This is a genomic window from Peribacillus simplex (assembly GCF_900156045.1).
Taxonomy (GTDB): domain Bacteria; phylum Bacillota; class Bacilli; order Bacillales; family DSM-1321; genus Peribacillus; species Peribacillus simplex_D.
Genome location: NZ_FTMX01000002.1, coordinates 492,398 through 512,744 on the forward strand (window position 1 = coordinate 492,398; position 20,347 = coordinate 512,744).

General features: G+C 41.4%; 20 protein-coding genes and 1 pseudogene. 5 read left to right on the top strand and 16 right to left on the bottom strand.

Features of this window, described 5'->3' with window-relative positions:
- Positions 1-85: 85 nt before the first annotated feature.
- The 4 genes from BW986_RS08965 to BW986_RS08980 all read right to left on the bottom strand — a co-directional run bounded on the left by BW986_RS08965 (position 86) and on the right by BW986_RS08980 (position 3,996).
- Positions 86-1,288: an FAD-dependent monooxygenase gene (locus tag BW986_RS08965; protein WP_311316536.1), complete on the bottom strand. Its 1,203-nt coding sequence runs from the start codon at positions 1,286-1,288 to the stop codon at positions 86-88.
- A 124-nt stretch (positions 1,289-1,412) separates the two neighbouring features.
- Entirely contained in the window at positions 1,413-2,525 is a 1,113-nt protein-coding gene (locus tag BW986_RS08970) for a cupin domain-containing protein (protein WP_076367146.1), read from the bottom strand.
- 30 nt (positions 2,526-2,555) lie between these two features.
- On the bottom strand, positions 2,556-3,047 hold the full coding sequence (locus BW986_RS08975; RefSeq protein ID WP_076367148.1) for a DinB family protein: 492 nt from the start codon (positions 3,045-3,047) through the stop codon (positions 2,556-2,558).
- Position 3,048: 1 nt separating this feature from the next.
- A complete protein-coding gene (locus BW986_RS08980; protein ID WP_076367149.1) occupies positions 3,049-3,996 on the bottom strand; it encodes a fumarylacetoacetate hydrolase family protein in 948 nt (315 codons plus the stop codon).
- A gap of 392 nt (positions 3,997-4,388) precedes the next feature.
- Here BW986_RS08980 and BW986_RS08985 point away from each other — a divergent pair, with 392 nt between their 5' ends.
- Positions 4,389-5,147, top strand: a complete 759-nt coding sequence (locus BW986_RS08985; protein WP_076367151.1) for an IclR family transcriptional regulator — start codon at positions 4,389-4,391, stop codon at positions 5,145-5,147.
- 53 nt (positions 5,148-5,200) lie between these two features.
- On the opposite strand, the gene BW986_RS08990 is transcribed toward BW986_RS08985, so the two are convergent.
- From BW986_RS08990 to argC, 8 genes are all read right to left on the bottom strand, one after another.
- Positions 5,201-5,380: a YjzC family protein gene (locus tag BW986_RS08990; RefSeq protein WP_034314546.1), complete on the bottom strand. Its 180-nt coding sequence runs from the start codon at positions 5,378-5,380 to the stop codon at positions 5,201-5,203.
- Between the two features lie 132 nt (positions 5,381-5,512).
- Positions 5,513-6,472: an ornithine carbamoyltransferase gene (argF, locus tag BW986_RS08995; RefSeq protein WP_076367153.1), complete on the bottom strand. Its 960-nt coding sequence runs from the start codon at positions 6,470-6,472 to the stop codon at positions 5,513-5,515.
- Positions 6,469-9,588: a carbamoyl-phosphate synthase (glutamine-hydrolyzing) large subunit gene (locus BW986_RS09000; RefSeq protein ID WP_076367155.1), complete on the bottom strand. Its 3,120-nt coding sequence runs from the start codon at positions 9,586-9,588 to the stop codon at positions 6,469-6,471. The genes argF and BW986_RS09000 overlap by 4 nt, the downstream gene beginning before the upstream one ends.
- Positions 9,581-10,663, bottom strand: coding sequence for a carbamoyl phosphate synthase small subunit (locus BW986_RS09005; RefSeq protein WP_076367157.1), 1,083 nt, complete (start codon positions 10,661-10,663; stop codon positions 9,581-9,583). Before BW986_RS09005 ends, BW986_RS09000 begins: the two co-directional genes overlap by 8 nt.
- Before the next feature lie 81 nt (positions 10,664-10,744).
- Positions 10,745-11,896, bottom strand: a complete 1,152-nt coding sequence (locus BW986_RS09010; RefSeq protein WP_076367159.1) for an acetylornithine transaminase — start codon at positions 11,894-11,896, stop codon at positions 10,745-10,747.
- Positions 11,893-12,666 (bottom strand): acetylglutamate kinase, encoded by a 774-nt coding sequence (argB, locus tag BW986_RS09015; RefSeq protein WP_076367161.1) that lies wholly within the window; start codon positions 12,664-12,666, stop codon positions 11,893-11,895. The genes BW986_RS09010 and argB overlap by 4 nt, the downstream gene beginning before the upstream one ends.
- A gap of 12 nt (positions 12,667-12,678) precedes the next feature.
- Positions 12,679-13,911, bottom strand: a complete 1,233-nt coding sequence (gene argJ / locus BW986_RS09020) for a bifunctional ornithine acetyltransferase/N-acetylglutamate synthase (RefSeq protein ID WP_076367163.1) — start codon at positions 13,909-13,911, stop codon at positions 12,679-12,681.
- Between the two features lie 16 nt (positions 13,912-13,927).
- Positions 13,928-14,965, bottom strand: a complete 1,038-nt coding sequence (gene argC, locus BW986_RS09025; RefSeq protein ID WP_076367165.1) for an N-acetyl-gamma-glutamyl-phosphate reductase — start codon at positions 14,963-14,965, stop codon at positions 13,928-13,930.
- A 233-nt stretch (positions 14,966-15,198) separates the two neighbouring features.
- On the opposite strand from argC, the gene BW986_RS09030 reads away from it, so the two are divergent.
- On the top strand, positions 15,199-15,888 hold the full coding sequence (locus BW986_RS09030) for a Crp/Fnr family transcriptional regulator (RefSeq protein WP_076367167.1): 690 nt from the start codon (positions 15,199-15,201) through the stop codon (positions 15,886-15,888).
- Positions 15,889-16,159: 271 nt separating this feature from the next.
- On the opposite strand, the gene moaA is transcribed toward BW986_RS09030, so the two are convergent.
- From moaA to BW986_RS09045, 3 genes are all read right to left on the bottom strand, one after another.
- Positions 16,160-17,173, bottom strand: coding sequence for a GTP 3',8-cyclase MoaA (gene moaA, locus BW986_RS09035; RefSeq protein WP_076367169.1), 1,014 nt, complete (start codon positions 17,171-17,173; stop codon positions 16,160-16,162).
- 107 nt (positions 17,174-17,280) lie between these two features.
- Positions 17,281-17,589 (bottom strand): metal-sulfur cluster assembly factor, encoded by a 309-nt coding sequence (locus BW986_RS09040; RefSeq protein ID WP_076367171.1) that lies wholly within the window; start codon positions 17,587-17,589, stop codon positions 17,281-17,283.
- Positions 17,590-17,706: 117 nt separating this feature from the next.
- Positions 17,707-18,495, bottom strand: a complete 789-nt coding sequence (locus tag BW986_RS09045; RefSeq protein ID WP_076367173.1) for an alpha/beta fold hydrolase — start codon at positions 18,493-18,495, stop codon at positions 17,707-17,709.
- 224 nt (positions 18,496-18,719) lie between these two features.
- Here BW986_RS09045 and BW986_RS09050 point away from each other — a divergent pair, with 224 nt between their 5' ends.
- From BW986_RS09050 to BW986_RS09055, 3 genes are all read left to right on the top strand, one after another.
- Positions 18,720-19,535 (top strand): Cof-type HAD-IIB family hydrolase, encoded by an 816-nt coding sequence (locus BW986_RS09050; RefSeq protein WP_076367175.1) that lies wholly within the window; start codon positions 18,720-18,722, stop codon positions 19,533-19,535.
- Positions 19,536-19,638: 103 nt separating this feature from the next.
- Positions 19,639-19,791 carry a hypothetical protein gene (locus tag BW986_RS30110; protein WP_164468789.1) on the top strand — a complete coding sequence of 51 codons (153 nt, stop codon included), beginning with the start codon at positions 19,639-19,641 and terminating at the stop codon, positions 19,789-19,791.
- Complete coding sequence (locus BW986_RS09055) at positions 19,791-20,039, top strand: DUF3813 domain-containing protein (RefSeq protein WP_076367177.1); 249 nt, start codon at positions 19,791-19,793, stop codon at positions 20,037-20,039. Before BW986_RS30110 ends, BW986_RS09055 begins: the two co-directional genes overlap by 1 nt.
- 47 nt (positions 20,040-20,086) lie before the next feature.
- Here the strand turns inward: BW986_RS09055 and BW986_RS09060 are convergent.
- Positions 20,087-20,275, bottom strand: a pseudogene (locus BW986_RS09060) (KGG domain-containing protein); the annotation flags it as partial.
- Positions 20,276-20,347: the final 72 nt, after the last annotated feature.

Consider the following 20,347-nt stretch of genomic DNA (forward strand, 5'->3'; position numbering starts at 1 on the left):
CGAAAAAAACCTTTCTTCAAAAAGAAGAAAGGCAGACCCATTTGTAAAATGCATAAAATCCCTGATTTGGATGAAACAAAACGGCTTATGCTTTTACGGCCGTTTTATTATAACCATGAAATTCATCGACGAATTGGAAATCTTTATCCGTGCGACCTGCAAGGATCGTATCCCTGAGCAGAATGCCTGCATCGGTCGTATTGTGGATGATTTCCCCCCACATTCTTGCACTCGTTTGAACATTAGCTGTACGCGGAATGCGTTCCTCTTGATATTCCAAAAATGCCTGTTCAATGTCATTTCCATGCTTATGAAGCATATCCGACAAATAAGCTGCATCTTCTAAAGCCTGGCAAGCCCCTTGTGCCAAGTATTGAAGCATTGGATGTGCCGCATCGCCCGTAAGCGTAACCCTTCCTTTAGTCCAATTATCAATTGGTAACCGGTCATACATCGGCCAGCGGCGTTGCCTTTGAATGAATGAAATCGCATTCTGAACAAGCTCACATGTTCCGGCAAATACACTGTCCATTTCTTCCGGGGTTCCCCATTGATCAGTTTTTTCGTTTTCTTCCGTGTATTGAGAACTTTTGAACACCACTACTTGGTTGTAAAGTTCCCCCCTTCTAACCGGGTATTGAACAAGATGAAGGTTTGGCCCAATCCACATATATACATCATCTAAATCTCCATGGCTCGTAACCTCTTCCATCGGAATCGCTCCCCTGTATGCAACATATTGAGAGCAGATCGGTTGATCTTCCACAAAAAGTTTCCGTGCCTTGGACCATAATCCATCGGCTCCAATGACAGCAGTTCCTGAATGTTTAGACCCGTTGGCAGCAGTAACCGTAACTTCACCTTCATTTTCTACTGTTTCAATAATGGTTTGGTTCGTAACCAGTTCAATATACGGGTTATTTTCACAGGCTTCAGCCAGTACTTTATGCAAATCGGAACGATGCAAGACAACATACGGCGCTCCATATCTTTCTTTATAAACATCACCTAAATCCAAGGCGGAAAGCTCTTTGCCGGAAAAGGCATCCATCAGCACCAACCTTTTTGGAAATACGGCAATTTCATTGATTTTATCCATGACGCCTAAACGCTGCAATACATTGGTGGCATTTGCTGCAAGCTGAATCCCTGCACCAATTTCTCCAAATTCGGGAGCTTGTTCTAGGACCTTTACATACTGTTTAGTTTCTGCGATTCCTAAAGCAGTTGCCAAACCGCCAATTCCCCCACCGATAACTATGAATGGTTTTTTTTCTGTGCTCATCATCAATTCCCCCTAAAGTTAGTTGCTTTTAGCCAAAGATGCGGACCAATGCCACAGTAAGCGTTTTCATTCGGCTGGCATTCCATATATTCATCAGGATCAAGCTGAAAGTTCTAACAGATTACTTTTAAACCAAAACAGGCTTGAATTCACTTTCAATCTTTTGGTAACCATTGTTTGTGTCTAATGACTGTTGCTGTTCCAACTCGAATCTCTCCATTATTGGTAGGTCGTTTACCGAGAATAAGTAAGAATCCGCTTCTGCAACGTGCTCATGCCATGCCCAATTCGGAACGACGAAATAATCTCCCTTGGACCAATCAAAACGCACTCCATTAATAACCGTATAGCCTGATCCTTGATGCACTTGATAAATTGTGGAATGGGTATGGCGATGCGCTTTCGTATGGAAACCTTTAGGAAGTTTCTGCATCCATGCCCCCATCGTCGGATTGGCAGTTTGGCCATTTGATGGATTGATATATTCCACGGCGAACCCTTCATATGGGTCCGGTTCGAAATTCATTAATCCTTCTATAGCTGCTTTTGTGCCTTTCCACTTGTAATTGGCAAGCGGAGCCACTTGTGAATAACGGTCGGATACTGGGCGAACCATTCCGCCTTGATAACGGAGCTCTGAAAAATTATCCGGACGTTTAGGCGTTTCAATCCGATCTGGATATGGTTCAAAGAAAGTGCCACCTATGGAATAGATGGTCGGGATATCAAGGGCATCCATCCAAATCATCGGTTTTTCGCCAACATGTCCATGACCATGCCATAGGTTTTTAGGCGTGATCAAGAAATCTCCTTCTTCCATGAATATCCTTTCTCCCTGTACGATGGAGTAGGCACCTTCACCATTCGTAATGAAACGAAGTGCACTTTGGGAGTGACGGTGGGAAGGGGCCACTTCACCTGGCAACAATAGCTGAACTGCTGCATAAAGCGTTTGTGTCGTCGAAGCCCATCCCCAAGGCTGGCGATAAGTAAGGCCAGGGTTTTGAAAATAAATGGCCCTGCGCTCCCCACCTCGGTCAGGTGTGAAGATTTCAGCTGCTTCCATCAATTTTTTTGTCAAAAGCTCTTCTTTCCATAAATAAGCATGTGCATGAGGTTTAGGTTCATGGTCCATCAAAGCGGGAATGGCTTCCCACAGTGGCCCAAGGTTATACTGCTGAATATCCTTTGTAAAATCTTTTACGATTGTACTGTTCATGTATTCCGATTTTTCAGCCATATTAATCCCTACTTTCTTTTTTATCTTTCCTCACTGGATTTTAGAAAGATTTCGCTTAATTTGATCATAGTGTCCTGAAACATGCTCATCGATGAAGTGATCGACAATATAAGAAACTGGTTTGTTTCCGAATTTAGCGAAATTCCGGTGTGGCGATTCTTTGGATAGTGTTTCTTCATCAAGATTCCCGAGACTGCTCTCCACTTTATATTTAAGCTCCTCCACTTGCTTCATGACATCATCAACAGCGATTTTGTCAGTATCGGTAACTGCTGCCAATCGGGCTGGATCTTGCAATCCACGCCCCCATTTGGCCCCAGGCATCGCTATTACAGTTTCCACTTCACCTAACCAGTAAGGAATGGCCTCAGCTAAATGGGAAAGTATCTGCATGATCGACCATTCATCATCTGACGGCTTAAATCTGATCGTTTCTTCCGATAGGTTTGCCACCGTCTCAAGAATGTGGTCGATTGATTGTTGAACCGATTGGATTGATGTCCCGATTTCCTGATAAGCCATTTTATTTTCCCTCCCCGACACGTCGCACACGGTTTTCAAGATAACCTATTTTGTCGATTTCGATTTTGACAACGTCACCATCTTTTAAGAACACTTGTGGGTCACGGGCTACTCCTACCCCGCCAGGTGTTCCTGTGAGTACGATGTCACCTGGTTCAAGAGTCATTAAATTCGATAAAAATTCAACTAAATACTTCACATCGAATACGAAGTTGGATGTATTCGTTTTTTGGCGTTCTTCACCATTTACCGATAATCGGACATTTAAGCCAGATGGATCGGATAGTTCATCGGAAGTGACTAACCAAGGCCCCATCGGAGCACTTCCTTCAACCGTTTTCCCTTGAAGCCACTCAAGTGTACGCCGTTGGATATCACGGTACGTTACATCATTCGCAATTGTATAACCTGCCACATAATCAAGAGCATCTTCTTTGGATACATTACGTGCCCTTTGTCCGACTACAAAAGCGAATTCCGCTTCATAATCTAGTTGTTCAGAGATTGGGAAAAACGGTATATCATCCTGGGGACCGATTACTGTATTGGCGAACTTTGCGAATACCACAGGGAATGGCGGCAGTTCACGACCCATTTCAGCAATGTGCTCACGGTAGTTATGTCCTACACAAATAATTTTGCCTGGCTTTTGGACAGGTGCCTCAAGCTTGATATTTTCAATTTCATGCACCAATTTATGTCTGAAGGAATCACGATTGTTAATAGCGTAGTCCGCAGCCTTTTTCGCGATGGAAAGGCTTTCATTCCCTCCCTGTAAAAACGCCTCCATTGTTGCAGGGACATAAGCTTCAGCGATTTGTTCACTGCGAAGTTTCCCTTCGCTTTCAAGAAGCGCTTGATAGGCATAGTTCAAGTCAACGATTCCATCATTCGGATAAATTGCACCAATACGTTTAAATCCTTGACTGCTGAAAGTTACTAATTTCATATTTTCATTCTCCTTTATTAATCTCGATTTTTTAAAATCAATTTTTAATTGCCACCATCCTAGTTCTGCTGGATTCATTTCACCAACCAGAATTTGAAAGGCAATACACCTTATCGATTTTACTTATAGTTAACGTTGTTCACTATTTATATAAATAATAACTTAATTTTCGGAATATTGTCAAGAAAGTATTGCAAATTTTTGTGCAAATGTTATCATCTACACCATTATGAGTACTTCGGAATCAATTTTAAAATCCGCTAAATTCATTTATTTAATAGGAAAGTATATTGATTGCTTCAAGCAGCCGGCGGTTTTTGCTAAATTTCATTTATATTTTACAGATTCTGATATACTAGACCTAAATTAAAACAGATTAGGGAGATTGACTTATGGAAATCGTAAAATCCGGTTCGACGATCCAATCATTACAAATAGGGATGAGCATCATAGATTTACTTGCTTCCCAAAGAACTCCTTTAAGATTCTCTGATATTCAGGAATTAACGGAAATAACGAAAAGTAACCTCTATAAGTATTTGAATACTTTGACTCAGCTTGAGTTGCTATATCGCGATAAGACAACCGGTATGTATCACCTTGGGAGCAAACTGATTCAATACGGCATGGCAGCGATAGGAAATGAGGATGTCACGAGCAGAATAACTCCTTATTTACAGGAAATCAGCCACCATACTTCTTGCACAGTCCTTTTTTCCGTTTGGACATACGATGGACCAATCACGGCGAAAATTTGGAATTCCAACCAAAACTTAAACATCGGGGCACAGTTAGGTACGCGGCTTCCGCCATCATCCTCGTCCGGTAAGGTATTCACTGTTTTTCAGGATCCTTCCTTGACAGCCGAGTGGATTGAGAAAGATCGTAATGTTACAGGCTCGTTCCTTAAAGACACAGATGAATATCATGAAATTCGGAAATACAAAATAGCTTTTGCCAAAGAGCCTCTTGTACCTTCTGTTTCCTCCATGTCCATTCCGGTTTTTAATTATAATTCAGAATTGTTGGGAGCGATCACTGCCGTTGGGTTCACCGAAAGCATTCCAGATCATTATGCAGATCCCTTAAGCGGCTATTTAAGAAAGAGCTGTTTGGAAATCTCGAAAATATTCGGTTATTCCGCTGAATAGAAAAAAGCAGGAAAAAGGATGGCGATCATTCCTTTTTCCTGCTTTTAGTTGTTTCATGGCTTCCGCTTATATGTCCAAATCCGGTTATGATTGGACGTTTCAGGAAAAGAATCCCCTGCATCAAGCTTTACCATTTTCGGATTCACTACCGTGCTGCCCGTTTCACCGATTTCTACGTAGGTCCCATTATTAGGTGCCTTCTGACCTGGCTTAAATTGGCGATTTTGCCCCATAGATTTCACCCCTTTTACATGCTTTCCCCATTATTATTACCAGTATCCTTACATTCATGTCAGAAAAATTAAGAACATGCATGAAAGCGGCTTGAATCAAAAAGCGCCTGCTCAGGGAGCAGACGTTTTTTGTTATGACATTAAATCCACCAGAACCGCCTTTTGGGCATGCAGACGATTTCCGGCTTGGTGGAAAACGACGGAATTAGGTCCATCGATGACTTCAGCCGTTACCTCTTCTTCCCTGTGGGCAGGCAGGCAATGCATGAATAAATAATCTTCTTTGGCAAATTTCACAAGTTCACCATTGATTTGATAATCTTTAAAAGCCTCTAAGCGGATACTATTCTCAATTTCCTGCCCCATGGAGGTCCATACATCGGAATAGACGATATCCGCATCTTTTATGGCTTCCGAAGCTGAGGTTGTCACCACAATTTCACTGCCAGTCTCTTCTGCCACTTTTTGGGCATAGGCGACGACCTTTTCATCAGGTTTATAGGCCTCAGGACACCCGATGGAAAAATCCATTCCCATTTTTGCACAGCCTACCATCAATGAATTGGCAACATTATTGCCATCACCGATATAACTCATCTTCAAGCCTTTTAGCTGCCCTTTTAATTCGATGATCGTCAAGAAGTCAGCAAGCACCTGACAAGGATGTGCAAGATCTGTCAACCCATTGATGACTGGGATAGAAGCATTTTCTGACAATTCCAGGATTTTTTCATGCTCGAAGGTACGAATCATGATGCCATCAATGTATTCAGAAAGGACTTTTGCAGTATCGGAAATAGTTTCACCACGTCCAATTTGCAAGTCATTGCCACTTAGGAACAAAGCATGTCCGCCAAGCTGCATCATGCCTACTTCAAAAGAAACACGGGTACGGGTAGACGATTTTTCAAAGATCATCCCCAGCGTTTTCCCTTTTAAAGGCGTATATTCTTCACCAGCTTGCAATTTGCCTTTAATGGTCTGCGCTAGCTTTAACAAATCTGCAATTGCAGTTGGTGCAGCCTCTTTCATGGTCAAAAAATCTTTTCCATTTAAAATCTTCGCTTGTGTCGGTGCCGTCATTGAACTCATACGTGTGACACTCCTTTCGAATATGGTACAAGCCATTCCTGAAGCGAGGTAACCCCTGGATCAACATTTTCTACAGATTGTAAATAGGCTTTGAAAGTCTCTTCTTCCGTAAATGCAAGCAGTCGGTATTTCGCTGCAAGTAACCTTAGCTTCTTATCTTCTTCCGTTGTTCCATATGCCAAAACGACTGCCGCATTTCCTTCATTTAACCATTTATCAAAATCCGAATTCCCCAATGTCAAACCCGCTTCTTTGATTTGCATTAACAAATCTTCACTTAATTGGACTGATCCTGATTGATAAACACCTGAAGTATGTTTAGCTTTTTGAGCATGGAATACTTTTGACAACGCTTCATTTACCGTTTCTCCGATGGCGATTCCTTCACCAGTTGATTTCATTTCCGGGCCTACCTTCGAATCAAGTCCGCTTAGTGCAAATGTAGAGAATACCGGATATTTGACGACTGCATATGGAATTTCTTCCATTAAGCCAGTTTTTTCGAAAACATTCGACAATGAATATTTCCCGAGCAATATTTTTGTCGCTATTTGCACCAAGGATACATCGGTCACTTTACTGATGATGGGAATTGTCCGGCTGGCACGAGGATTCACTTCCAATACATATACACTATTTCCCTCAATCACGAATTGGATGTTCATGAGTCCTTTATAACCAAGTTCCCTAACTAGTTTTTTAGCATAAAGGGTCATTTTATCTTTGATATCATCCGTTAAGGATTGAGCTGGCAATAATGCCATGCTATCCCCGGAATGGACGCCTGCTTTCTCTATATGTTCTGCAATGATGGGAATGTATACATCGTTTCCATCCGCAATCAAATCGATTTCGGCTTCCTTCCCTGGAATATAGGAATCGATCAATACGGGATACACTAGTGCCGCCCCATTTGCGATTCTATTCAATAAGCTTTCCTTGGAGCGGATGATTTCCATTCCCTGGCCGCCAATTACATAGGATGGGCGTAAGAGCACTGGAAAACCGATTGCCTCTGCACTGGCAATTAATTGTTCTTCACCATTAGCCATTGAACCCGGTACATGGGGGATATCCAGTTTTTGAAGGAGCTGATAAAAACGATCACGGTCTTCTAATTGATCAAGTGTATCGAATGAAGTACCCAACAAATTGACACCGTATTCTTCCAGGCCTTTTGCCAGGTTTATCGCAGTCTGCCCACCGAATTGGACGATAACATCATCAATATCTTCCGCTTCTATTACATTCAGAACATATTCAAGAGTTAAAGGTTCGAAATATAGGCGGTCTGCCGTCGCAAAATCCGTGCTTACCGTTTCTGGGTTATTATTGATCATGATCGTTTCGACATTTTCATCCTGGAGTGCATAAACACCGTGAACCGAACAGTAATCAAATTCTATTCCCTGTCCGATGCGGATCGGACCGCTGCCAATCATCAACACTTTCTTTTTGGCCGTTTTTTTCTGTTCGTTCTCACCAAAATATGTTGAATAGTGATAGTTCGTATGTGATTCGAACTCGGCTGCACATGTATCGACCGTTTTGTAGGCAGCAGTTACGCCCAGTGATTTCCTGTGTGCTCTCACTTCCATTTCATTTACTTTCCATACGGAAGCAAGATAGCGATCTGAAAACCCCTTTTCCTTGTAAGATTGAAGATCTTCCCTTGTTACCTGATCGATTTCCTTAGCTTCAATTTCCAATTCGTTTTGGATCAATGAAGCAAAGGATTTAAGGAAGAAATAATCTATGGCTGTTGCTTCATGGATTTCTTCAATCGTCACACCTTTTCTAAGCATTTCAAAAATGACAAAGATGCGTTCATCAGATTTTTCGGCAAGCTTTCCCCAAAGTTCAGGAACTGTTTTATTTTTCAGAGATGAGAGCTGCAGCCCAATCGTTTTCAATTCCAAAGAATCGACGGCCTTTTGGACTCCCCCCTCAAAGCTGCGGTGTAAAGCCATCACTTCACCAGTCGCCTTCATCTGTGTTCCCAATTTGCGGTTGGCGGTCGTGAATTTATCGAATGGCCACCGCGGGAACTTTACAGCTACATAGTCAAGAGCAGGCTCGAAGCTTGAATATGTGCTTTTCGTTACTGGATTGATGAGCTCCGATAAATTGTAGCCGACAGCGAGCTTTGCAGCTATGCGGGCTATGGGATAACCTGTTGCTTTGGAAGCTAGTGCCGATGAACGGCTGACGCGCGGGTTTACTTCTATTAAATAATATTGCTTGCTGTTCGGATCAAGTGCAAATTGAATGTTACAGCCGCCAATGATACCTAAAGCGGAAATGATTTTAATGGAAGCGGCACGCAGCATCTGAAACTCATCGTCCGATAAAGTCTGTGATGGTGCCACGACGATCGAATCACCTGTATGAATCCCAACCGGATCGATATTTTCCATATTACAGATGGTGATGCACGTATTGTTGCCATCTCGCATAACTTCATATTCTACTTCCTTATAACCAGCTATGCTTCTTTCAATCAAGCATTGTGTTATCGGGCTTTCTTGCAGTCCGCCCCGTACAAGTTCCTTAAAGGTGTCAAGTGAATCAGCAATCCCACCGCCAGTTCCGCCGAGTGTATAAGCGGGACGAACGATGATGGGGAAACCGATTTTGTCGGCAAATGCCAACGCTTCTTCAAGTGTATGGACAATTGTACTGTCGGGAACAGGTTCACCTATTTCAAACATCAATTCACGGAACAGTTCACGATCCTCCCCTTTTTTGATGGAGTCGATCGGAGTTCCCAATAATTTGACTTTATATTTTTCAAGTACCCCCGCATCATCCAATTGATAAGCAAGATTCAATCCTGTTTGACCGCCTAATGTAGCGAGCAGGCCATCCGGCTTTTCTTTGGAAATGATTTTTTCAAGTACATCAACTGTTAGAGGTTCGAAATAGACAGCATCCGCATTCATATCATCAGTCATGATCGTTGCAGGATTGTTGTTGACCAGTATGACTTTATATCCTTCTTCCTTTAAAGCAAGGCAGGCCTGTGTACCTGCATAATCGAATTCGGCGGCCTGCCCGATGACAATCGGCCCCGAACCAATCACTAAAATGGTCTGTATCGTGTCGTCCTTAGGCATAAGCTTTTTCTCTCCCGCTATAATCATTTATCATTTGTAAAAAGTCGTTGAATAGTAATGAACTCTCGATAGGTCCTGGATTTGCCTCTGGGTGGTACTGCGTAGTGAAGATTGGCAAGTCTTCATGCATGAGCCCCTCAACCGTGTTATCATTCACGTTTCTGAATCTCACTTGCAGCGATGTTCCTTGTAAGCTCGGTTCATCAACCTCATAACTATGGTTCTGCGAACTCATATACACCCTTTTCGTTTTCAAATCGACCACGGGCTGATTCGCACCGCGATGCCCAAACAGCATTTTTTTGGTATTTCCGCCTAAGGCAAGGGCCGTTAATTGATGACCGAGGCAAATGCCCATCGTTGGAAAATTCGTAATGATCTTTTTAATGTTTCCTAAAAGGTATTCAAGCTGTTTTGGATCCCCAGGCCCATTTGAAAGCAAAATTCCATCTGGCTTCAAGTCCCTGATTTGTTCGAATTCAGTATCGAATGGTACGACAGAGACTCGGCAGCCTTGTTCGACCAATGAATCCAATATGGATTTTTTATAGCCGAAATCCATCATCACCACGTGCTTGTCGCCTTCCCCAAAACACTCGATAACCTTTGTGGATACCTCAGCAACGTGGGCTGATAAACCATTCAGGCCGGGTACGACATTGTATTTTTCTTCCGCTGTGATGACTGCCTGCATGGAACCTTCCTGTCTTATATTCTTAACGACCGCTCTTGTGTCAACATGGCTTAAAAGAGGAATGTTCCACTTGTCTAAATATTCACCAAGTGAATATTTAGCTTGATAATGGGAATGGCTCATATTTCCTTCATATACAATCACACCTGCAACATGCGGCTTCTTACTTTCAAAATCATGTTCATTGATTCCATAATTTCCGATCAGCGGGTATGTGAAGATGACAATCTGGTCCTTATATGAAGGATCTGTCAACACTTCTTGATATCCGGTCATTCCTGTGAAAAAGACAATCTCTCCAGTGATTGTTTTTTCAGTCGATTTAGTCAGCAGTTCCCCTTCAAAGACGGAACCATTCTCTAAATATAGATAGCTTTTCATGATCTTCACCTCTTTAGATGATGTATATTTATATATACGATAGCATAATTATTCATTTTGTTCCATAAAAATTCAATAAATTTAGATAGTTTGTTTTATTGCCAATACTTTTTTAATTTTGTTTATCGCCATATCGATCTCCGATTCGGTGACCGTCAGGGATGGGAGTAAACGAAGCACTTTAGGACCGGCACTCAATACAAGTAAGCCCTCTTCTTGCAGTTCCATTAAAAACACCTGGACATCTTGTTTACATTCAATTCCGACCATCATTCCCAGACCGCGGATCTCTTTCACTTCTTCCATGTCCTTCAATGCTTTTGCCAATTCGCTCTCAAGGTATTCAGCCTTTTTAACGGTTTCTTGTAAAAACCCTGATTGGAAAATTTCCTTTAACACGGCTTCGGCCGCTGAGACACTAACGGGATTACCTCCAAAAGTGGATCCATGACTCCCAGGGTTAAAGAACTCAGACAGCGCTTCCTTCCCAATCATCGCCCCGATTGGCAAGCCATTTCCCAGCCCCTTTGCTGAAGTGATGATGTCCGGTTGGATATTGAAATGTTGGAATGCAAATGGTTTCCCTGTACGCCCTATTCCAGTCTGAATTTCATCTATGATAAGGAGAGCTCCTTGTTCTTGGCATTTAGTTTGAATCGTATCCAGATATGATTGCTGTACAACATGGATACCGCCTTCTCCTTGAACAATTTCAATCATTACAGCTGCCGTATTTTCATCGATGGCCGCTGTCATTGCATCATTATCATTAAAAGGAACATATTCGAACGAAGCTAGCATCGGTCCGAAACCAGTCTTGATTTTTTCTTGCCCCGTTGCAGCCATCGTTGCAAACGTACGGCCGTGGAAAGACTGCTGACATGTGACAATTTTGCTTTTCCCGGTAGCTTTACGGGCTAGTTTGATAGCTGCCTCATTCGCCTCGGCACCGCTGTTGGCAAAGAACACCTGATTTAAACCAGAGGCATCAGCCAGCATTTTTGCCGTCTGTTCCTGTAGGGAACTTTGAAACATGTTCGATACATGCCAATATTTATTAAGCTGTTCCGTGATGGCCGATTTTACCAACTCATGACAATGTCCAAGATTCAAAACCCCGATTCCGGATGTGAAATCAAGATACTCTTTACCTGCTGTACTCGTAATCTTCAATCCTGACGCTGTTTTTGGCTCAATGTTCCACCTTGCATATGTTGGAAATAAATTACTCATTGAAATACCCCTTCTTCCTGAAGAAATTTCGTACCGATGAATTGTCCGTCTTGATAAAAATGATCTTTCCCACTAACGATCATCACTTCTTCAATCCCTTTATTCAGCACCGACAGCGCTGTAGTGACTTTCGGGATCATTCCCCCATGGATGCTTCCATCATTTATTAAGTTCTTCGTTTCCGTTTCATTCAATCTCTCAATGATCTGCCCATTTTTCAAGACCCCTTTAACATCGGTCACAAATAAACACATAGCAGCCGATAATGCCTTCGCTACAGACCCTGCAGCCATATCGGCATTCACATTTAATTTAGTGCCTTCTTCGGTAGTTGAAATGGGCGTCAATACCGGACAATAACCTTTTTCGAATAAAAGTCCGAATAATTCCGTATTGACTTGTTGTATCTCACCAACAGCTCCAAGTTTCTGTTCATCGATATAATCACCTGTAAGAATTCCACCGTCAGAGCCATTTAAACCGATTGCCTTGATGCCATGTGATTCCAATTTATGAACGAGGCTGCGGTTCGATTTGCCTGCCAGCATAAGTTCCACAATTTCCAGCACTTCTGTAGTCGTTTTTCTTAAACCATCTTCAAATACTGGTTCAATTTCAAATTTTTCAAGCATTGAATTTATATCAGGTCCGCCTCCATGCACAAAGACAATATGGTACCCACGGTTTTGTAACTCTTTAACACTACTGAAAAACGACTCCGATAACTCATTAATGATGCTGCCGCCACACTTTACGACTAATATATCCATACTTTTCACCTCTTACGAACGATAGCTCCCGTTTATTTTCACATAATCATAGGTTAAATCGCAGCCCCATGCCGTTCCTGATTCATTACCATCTTTCAAATAAACATTAATGATGATACTTTCATTTTCCAAGTATGCTTTGGCTTCTTCCTCAGAAAACATTACCGGCTCACCATCATTAAGTACGACGATATCTCCAAAAACGATTGTTGTTTGATCCGGATTGAATTCCACTCCGCTTCTTCCCATTGCAGCAATGATTCGTCCCCAGTTTGCATCCGCTCCAAAAGCTGCCGTTTTCACTAGATTTGACCCAACGATCGTCTTCGCCATCATCTGTGAATCTTGCTTCGCAGGCATGCCATGAACATTCACTTCTATCAGTTTTGTGGCACCTTCTCCGTCTTTCGCAATTTGTTTGGCGAGATTTTCGGAAGTTTGTTTTAATAATTCCAGGAAAATGGACCATTCAGGATGCTCAGGTGTCAAAGGTTCATTGTTCGCTTCTCCATTCGCGAGCACTAACACCATGTCGTTCGTTGAACAGTCACCATCAACCGTGATTTGATTGAATGTATCATTTGTAATGGAGGAAAGTGCTTGCTGTAAATCATCCGGTTCAATTACAGCATCCGTCGTAATGAAACCAAGCATTGTGGCCATGTTTGGATGAATCATTCCCGAACCTTTCGCAGCACCGCCCATTTTCACGGTTTTTCCGTCAATAATCGTTTCATAACCACAGCTCTTCGTTACAATATCCGTTGTTAAAATGGCTGTACCAAAAGCTTCAGCAGCTTCAGTTGTATTTTCTGGTTGCAATGACTCTATGCCTTTTTTTACTTTTTCCATTTCCATGAATTCCCCAATGACTCCCGTTGAAGCCACTGCAAATGAATGGTCCTCCAAACCGAACTTTTGAGCTGCAAGCTTCCTCATTTCATTTGCATCTTTTAAACCCTGTTCACCTGTACAAGCATTCGCACACGCACTATTCACTACAATGCCGTGAAGTTTTCCATTTACGGCTATACTGTCTTTCGTTACATTGATTGGAGCGGCTTGAACAACATTTTGTGTATAAACCGCCGCGGCTGATGCTGGGACATCGGTAAAAATGATGCCAACGTCCTTTTTGGAATAACGTAATCCTGCATGTACACCTGACGCTTTGAACCCTTGGGGCATTAAAATGTTTCCTTCTTGAATTTGTTTGATTTCTTCAACTGGCTGTAATGTTTTCATTTTTTTCCTCCAAAGTTTACGGATATAGCGGACTGTTCCATAGTCCTGCCGTTTCTTCTAGTCCCATTAATATATTTGCATTTTGAATGGCCTGCCCTGCAGCACCCTTCACTAAATTATCAATAACTGAAACCACCGTTACCTTACCTGTTCTTTCATCATAATCAACGCCTATGTCGCAAAAGTTCGATCCATATACTTGTTTTGTAGATGGAAAGCGATCAAGGGGCTGTACCCGGACAAATGGGTGGTTTTCGTATACGGTTTCGTATAAATCCTTTAATTCGACATTTGAGGTTTCCCGATTCACCTTTATATACATCGTTGCCATAATCCCTCGTGTCATTGGAACAAGATGGGTATTGAAGGTAATAGGCTCTAAACCTGATGACCATCTCCCAAGCTGTTGTTCGATTTCCGGTATGTGTTGATGTTGATTTACCTTATATATCTTAAAGTTCTCATTCATTTCACTATAATGGGTGACTGCCGAAAGTGATTTACCCGCCCCTGAAACCCCGGATTTTGCATCGATGATCACATCAGCAGCTGCTCCAGCCAATCCTCCAGTGAATAAAGGGGCAAGACCTAAGAGTGATGCGGTTGGGTAGCACCCTGGATTTGCAATAATCGTTGCTTTTTTTATTGCTTCGGCATTCCATTCAGTCAATCCGTATACGGCTTCCTCAATAATGTGCTGAGGCGCTGCTGGTTTTTTATACCAGTGTTCATATTCACCTGGAGTTTGAAGCCTGAGGTCTCCTGATAGGTCGATCACTTTAATGTCAAGGTCAGAAAATTCCGAAATCAGTTGCGAGGAAACACCAGAAGGAGTTGCAAGAAATACAATATCGGATTTTTTTGCAATCGCTTCCGGGTCAATTTCTTCTAATTTGTCTTTCATATGCATGAAATGTGCATTTTCTTCAGATAAACTTCGGCCAAATTGGGAAGAAGTATGCAATGATTTTATTTTAAATTGCGGATGATTATTCAAAAATCTTATTAGTTCCATTCCTCCATAACCCGTTGCACCTACTATTGATACGTTCATAAAACCATCTCCTATAATTTCAGGTCCCTGTCATTCTTTGATTCTATTATTATAAGACTGAATAAAAATAAAATCAAATGTATTTTTATAAAATTCTAAACTAATATTTCAAATGAAAAATTATCCACCTAAACTCCTAGAATTATCCAAAGTTGTTGACTGCTAGTGTTTTTTCCGTTTAAATCAAAGGTAGTGATTGAGTTTTAACTGTATTTGGAAAGGTGGTCATTTGCATGAGTGAATTATCGTTATCTAATCGGATGCATTCAATTTTAGATAATAATCAGCAAGTTAAGCATATGGAAAAAGGGCGCTACCTTTTTCAGGAGAGCACCCCAGCAAGTGATTTGTATTACATTTTAAAAGGAAAAGTAGAAGTGAGTAAGGTTGTTCCTGACGGTCGGGAATTAACTATACGCATTAGTTCGGAGAATGATTTGGTTGGGGAAACAGTCTTATTTTCTCCAAATCCTAAATATATGATGAATGCAAAGATGATGGAAGATGGAACTGTTGCGATAATTTCCAAAGAAGCATTAGAAGAGAAAATCGCCTCCGATAGCCATCTTGCAGTCGAGATGATGACATGGTTATCGGCTCAAAACCGTAAAAATCAGGCTAAATTCCGCGATATGCTCCTGCACGGCAAGAAAGGTGCATTTTACTCCACCCTTATCCGTTTATCAAACAGTTATGGCACTGAAGCAGAAGACGGTAAAGTTATCAATCTTCCCTTTACAAACCAAGAACTCGCCAATTTTTGCGGCACATCCCGCGAGGTAGTCAATCGAATGCTCGCTCAATTAAGGAAAAACAATGTCATCACCATTAAAAAGGGACGCATTACGATTCTTGACTTTGACTATTTGAAACAGGAAATCGACTGTGAAAACTGTCCGATAGAAATCTGTACCATCGATTAAATCCCACATAAAAAAATAAGTAAATACATAATGCCTTACGGACCTTAATATGATTGGCGTTTATTTTCAGGCTGAATTTCCCCTAGGACCATTTTATTATTTTCCTTTCCATGGTTCCTATAAAAAAATATAAATATGCATAAAAAAAGTATAAAAATCGATTTCGTCCATTGACTGGCATCAGAAGTTCCTAATAACTATATAAAAAATGAAGGGACGGCATAATCGCCATCCCTTCATTTTTTATTCATTCGGAAGGAGTATTTGAATATTACCCGCCAATGAATGACATTTCGATTTTTTCCTGTTTCTTGGCCGTTCCCGCTGCCCGCTCATCCGAATAGCGGTCGTCCCTACGATTCCAAAGCGAAATGATGAATCCTGTCAATTCTTCATCTGTCATGCCGGAACGGAGCAATGACTTCAAGTCATGTCCCTTTCCATTAAACAGGCATGTATATAAACTTCCATTAGCAGAAAGACGTGCACGTGTACAACTTGAACAAAAAGACTCGGATACGGAGGTTATGAAGCCCACTTCTGCAGTAGTGCCCTTATAACGGAAGCGTTTTGCCACCTCTCCAAAATAATCTTCTTCAACCGGTTCTAGATCGAATTCGGTTTGGAGCATCGCAAGCAGTTCTTTTTTCGTAATGACATTCTTCAACTGCCAGCCATTTGTATGTCCGACATCCATGAATTCTATATAGCGTAATTGAATGCCCTCAGCTTTACAAAATCGGGCCATCGGCAGGATTTGAGATTCATTGGTTTCTTTTTTCACTACCATATTCACTTTAACGCCAAGCCCTGCTTCTTTGGCAGCGGCGATGCCTTCCATAACAGGCTTTATGCCGATATCCCTGCCGTTCATCTTCTTGAAAAGTTCATCATCGAGGCTGTCTAAGCTGATATTCACCCTCTGCAAACCAGCTTCCCTCAAATTCACGGCATGTTTTTTCAAGAAGACTCCATTCGTAGTCAGTCCAATATCTTCAATACCTTCAATTTTAACTAGATATGAAATCAGAGTGGTGAGATCTCTCCGGAGTAATGGTTCCCCGCCTGTCAACCTTAGTTTTTTTACCCCTAAGCTTGCAAATATTTTAGAAAGCCTTACAATTTCCTCATAAGATAATAGCTCACTTTTAGGCAGGAACTGAAAATTCTCATGAAAAATTTCAGCAGGCATGCAATACTGGCAGCGAAAGTTACAGCGATCTATGACTGAAATCCTTAAATCCCTTAGTGGCCTGTCCAATGAATCTTTAATTTGACTGTTCAATTAACCACTCCTAGCCGAAAGTATTAGAAAAAACCAGACCATAAAAAGTGATTCAATTGAATGGATTCACTGTTTTTTGACTGGCTTTTCATTTCTATATAGAGTTATTATTTGATTCCTAATGCAATTTTAGCATATCTGGACATTTTATCTTTCGTCCATGGCGGACTCCAGACAATCTTCACATCCGTTTCCTTTACCTCGGGGATATCTTCCAGAACCAATTTAACTTGATCGACGATCGTCCCAGCTAGCGGACAGCCCATGGAAGTCAATGTCATCGTCACGGTAGTCAAACCTTCCTCATCCATATCCACATCATATACCAAGCCTAAATTAACGATATCTATGCCAAGCTCAGGGTCAATGACCTGCTCCAAAGCTCCCAATATAATGTCTTTTGTATCTTGATCCACTTCGATCACTCCTTTAAGGTAAATCTCTTCATTTTAGATTGTCGGTTGCATCTTTATGTCCATTTTAGACTATATTTTACTTCCGTATTAGAATCATAACAGATTTTGAGTGAGTACTTAAGCTTTTTGCACAGTTGACAGTAAATGTTTCGAGAACCAGTCTGCAGTCATAAGCACGCCTTCCCTACTCACTTTATGTCCAGCATTAGGATCAAGGATAAAATCAATTTTTTCATCTGCCTCATTATACCCTGCTTTGACAGCTTCATAAAAACGATATGCATGTTGATAAGGCACAACCGGATCTTTGGCACCATGCCAAAAAAGAAGCGGACGGTTGGTAAGCTTATCCTGATTCAGACTCAAATCAAATGGCTTGAGCTGTTCAATCATCTTGGCAACTTCCTCATCGGTAGCTGGGAAATTAACTTTCCTTTTCTTAATCTCCGCCATTTGGAGCTCTGCATACGCGACATATGATGGGTTTCCCATTAAACTGACTCCGGCGGATATCCATTCATAAGCAGCCAATGCTCCATTAGTCACTATTCCCCCCATTGAGGTACCAGCTACGCCAATTCTTTCAGGATCAATTAATTTTCGGGATAATAAATCATCCTTCAACAAAGATAAATCCTGGATTGTCTGCAAAACCATTTCCCAAAAACGGGGCATCATTTGAGAATCACTTAAACCAGCTTCCCTTTCCCCATGATGAATCACATCGGGAAGAAGTACACGAAAACCCTTTTCTGCCAATAAATAAGCATAATGAAGATTATGTTCTTTTGCACTTTGAAAACCATGTATAAAAATAATAATCGGCAATTCCTGATTGAAAGTGGTTTCTTCACCTAGGTGCAATACAGGAATATGTCCAATTAGTTCTTTTTCAATTATTATCAAGTTAACCCCTCCGAATAATTTGTTCCGGTCAATACCATTATCAAAATGGCATTGGCATTCATCATTCCACTCTTTAAACCTGAGCTTCGCTTTAATCATCATAATCTTGGATATAGTAATATCATACAGGAATGCATAAAGAATGAAAAAGATTTACATTTACTATAAAATAGGCTTAACAATATTTGCATATAATGAAATCAAAAAGAACAGAAGGTGTGTACATGGCTGAGAAACATTTAATCGTATTGGATCTTGATGGTACTTTACTTACAGATAACAAAACAATTTCTTCAAGGACTAAAAAAACACTCCTAAAACTAAAAGAAGATGGACACGAAGTTATGATTGCTACCGGACGTCCCTTTCGCTCAAGTGAACTTTATTACCGGGAATTGGGGTTGACTACACCAATTGTTAATTTCAATGGCGCTTTCGTCCATCACCCATTACATACAAGCTGGGGGGTATACCACTCTCCACTGGATATAAGTGTAGCGAAAGATATTGTTGAAGCGTGTGATCAGTTTAAATATCATAACATCATCGCAGAAGTCCGGGATGAAGTGTATGTTCATTATCATGATGAAAAGCTGATGAACATGTTCAATGTAGGAAATCCGATCATGAAGACAGGTGACTTGCGCAATTACCTTCAGGATTCCCCAACTTCGATGCTAATTCACACAGATAGTGAATTCGTAGGACAGATTCGCCAGCATTTATCCGATGTCCATGCCGAATTGGTCGATCATCGCCGCTGGGCAGAGCCTTTTCATATCATCGAAATAATAAAAAGCGGGTTAAGTAAAGCCGTAGGTTTAAAACGTGTATCCAACTATCTGGAAATTCCTCAAAACAGGATAATCGCTTTCGGTGATGAAGATAATGATTTGGAAATGCTCGATTACGCGGGAACCGGGGTGGCCATGGGAAATGCGATTTCGCCCGTGAAAACGGTAGCAAATACGACTACATTGACAAATGAAGAAGATGGTATAGCGGTCTTCCTCGAAGAAAAATTCAATATAAAAGCCTAATACGTCATTTTTTACCTTCATAATATTTCTCTTTCAAGCCAAACTAATATGGACAACAGATCCACTCCGTTGTCGACAACGCTCAGAATCGGAGGAGATAAGAATGGGTAAAAGCAGTAAATCTAAACGATTTGTACAGCAAGGCAAAGAAAGTGTTGCCAGGCATGCCGAAAAAATCCCTTATCACACTACGTTTGAAGAGGCTGAAAAAGACAGGTTAAGAATTATGTCAGAACAAAGCTATGGTGGCTTCTAATGGGAAACAATCTATTCCAGAAGGCAAGGGAATTTGTTGAAGAAGCTCTCCACTCTGAGCATGACGGTGACCAGAATAAGACAGAGGAAATCGCTAAAAATGCTCTTCACTCTGAGCATGGCGGTGACCAGCGCAAGACAGAGGAAATCGCTAGAAACGCTCTTTCTTCAGCCTTTGCCAATACGACCGAGGCCGAAAAAGAACAACTGCGAGAACTTCAGGAAGAACTGGAAAACCACTCTAAATAACGTGAAAGCCTCCAGGATTCCTGGAGGCTTTCGCGTTGTTTTCATCAATTGTCATTTCGTGCCTTACCGCCTTTTTCACCGATTTCTTTATAAAAGTCTTTACCATGGGAATCAGCAGTGGCTTCTCCGCCCTTTTGCCCAATTTCCCGGTAAAAATCCTTGTCGTGATTTTTAGAAGTGGCTTCCCCGCCTTTACGACCTGCTTCCTGTCTGCTCATTTTTTCGTCGTTAGCCATTTTTATCACTCCTTCATAAAGTTTTAAATTGGCGTTTCTTTATAAGAATTTGCCGTTTCATACAGGCAATAA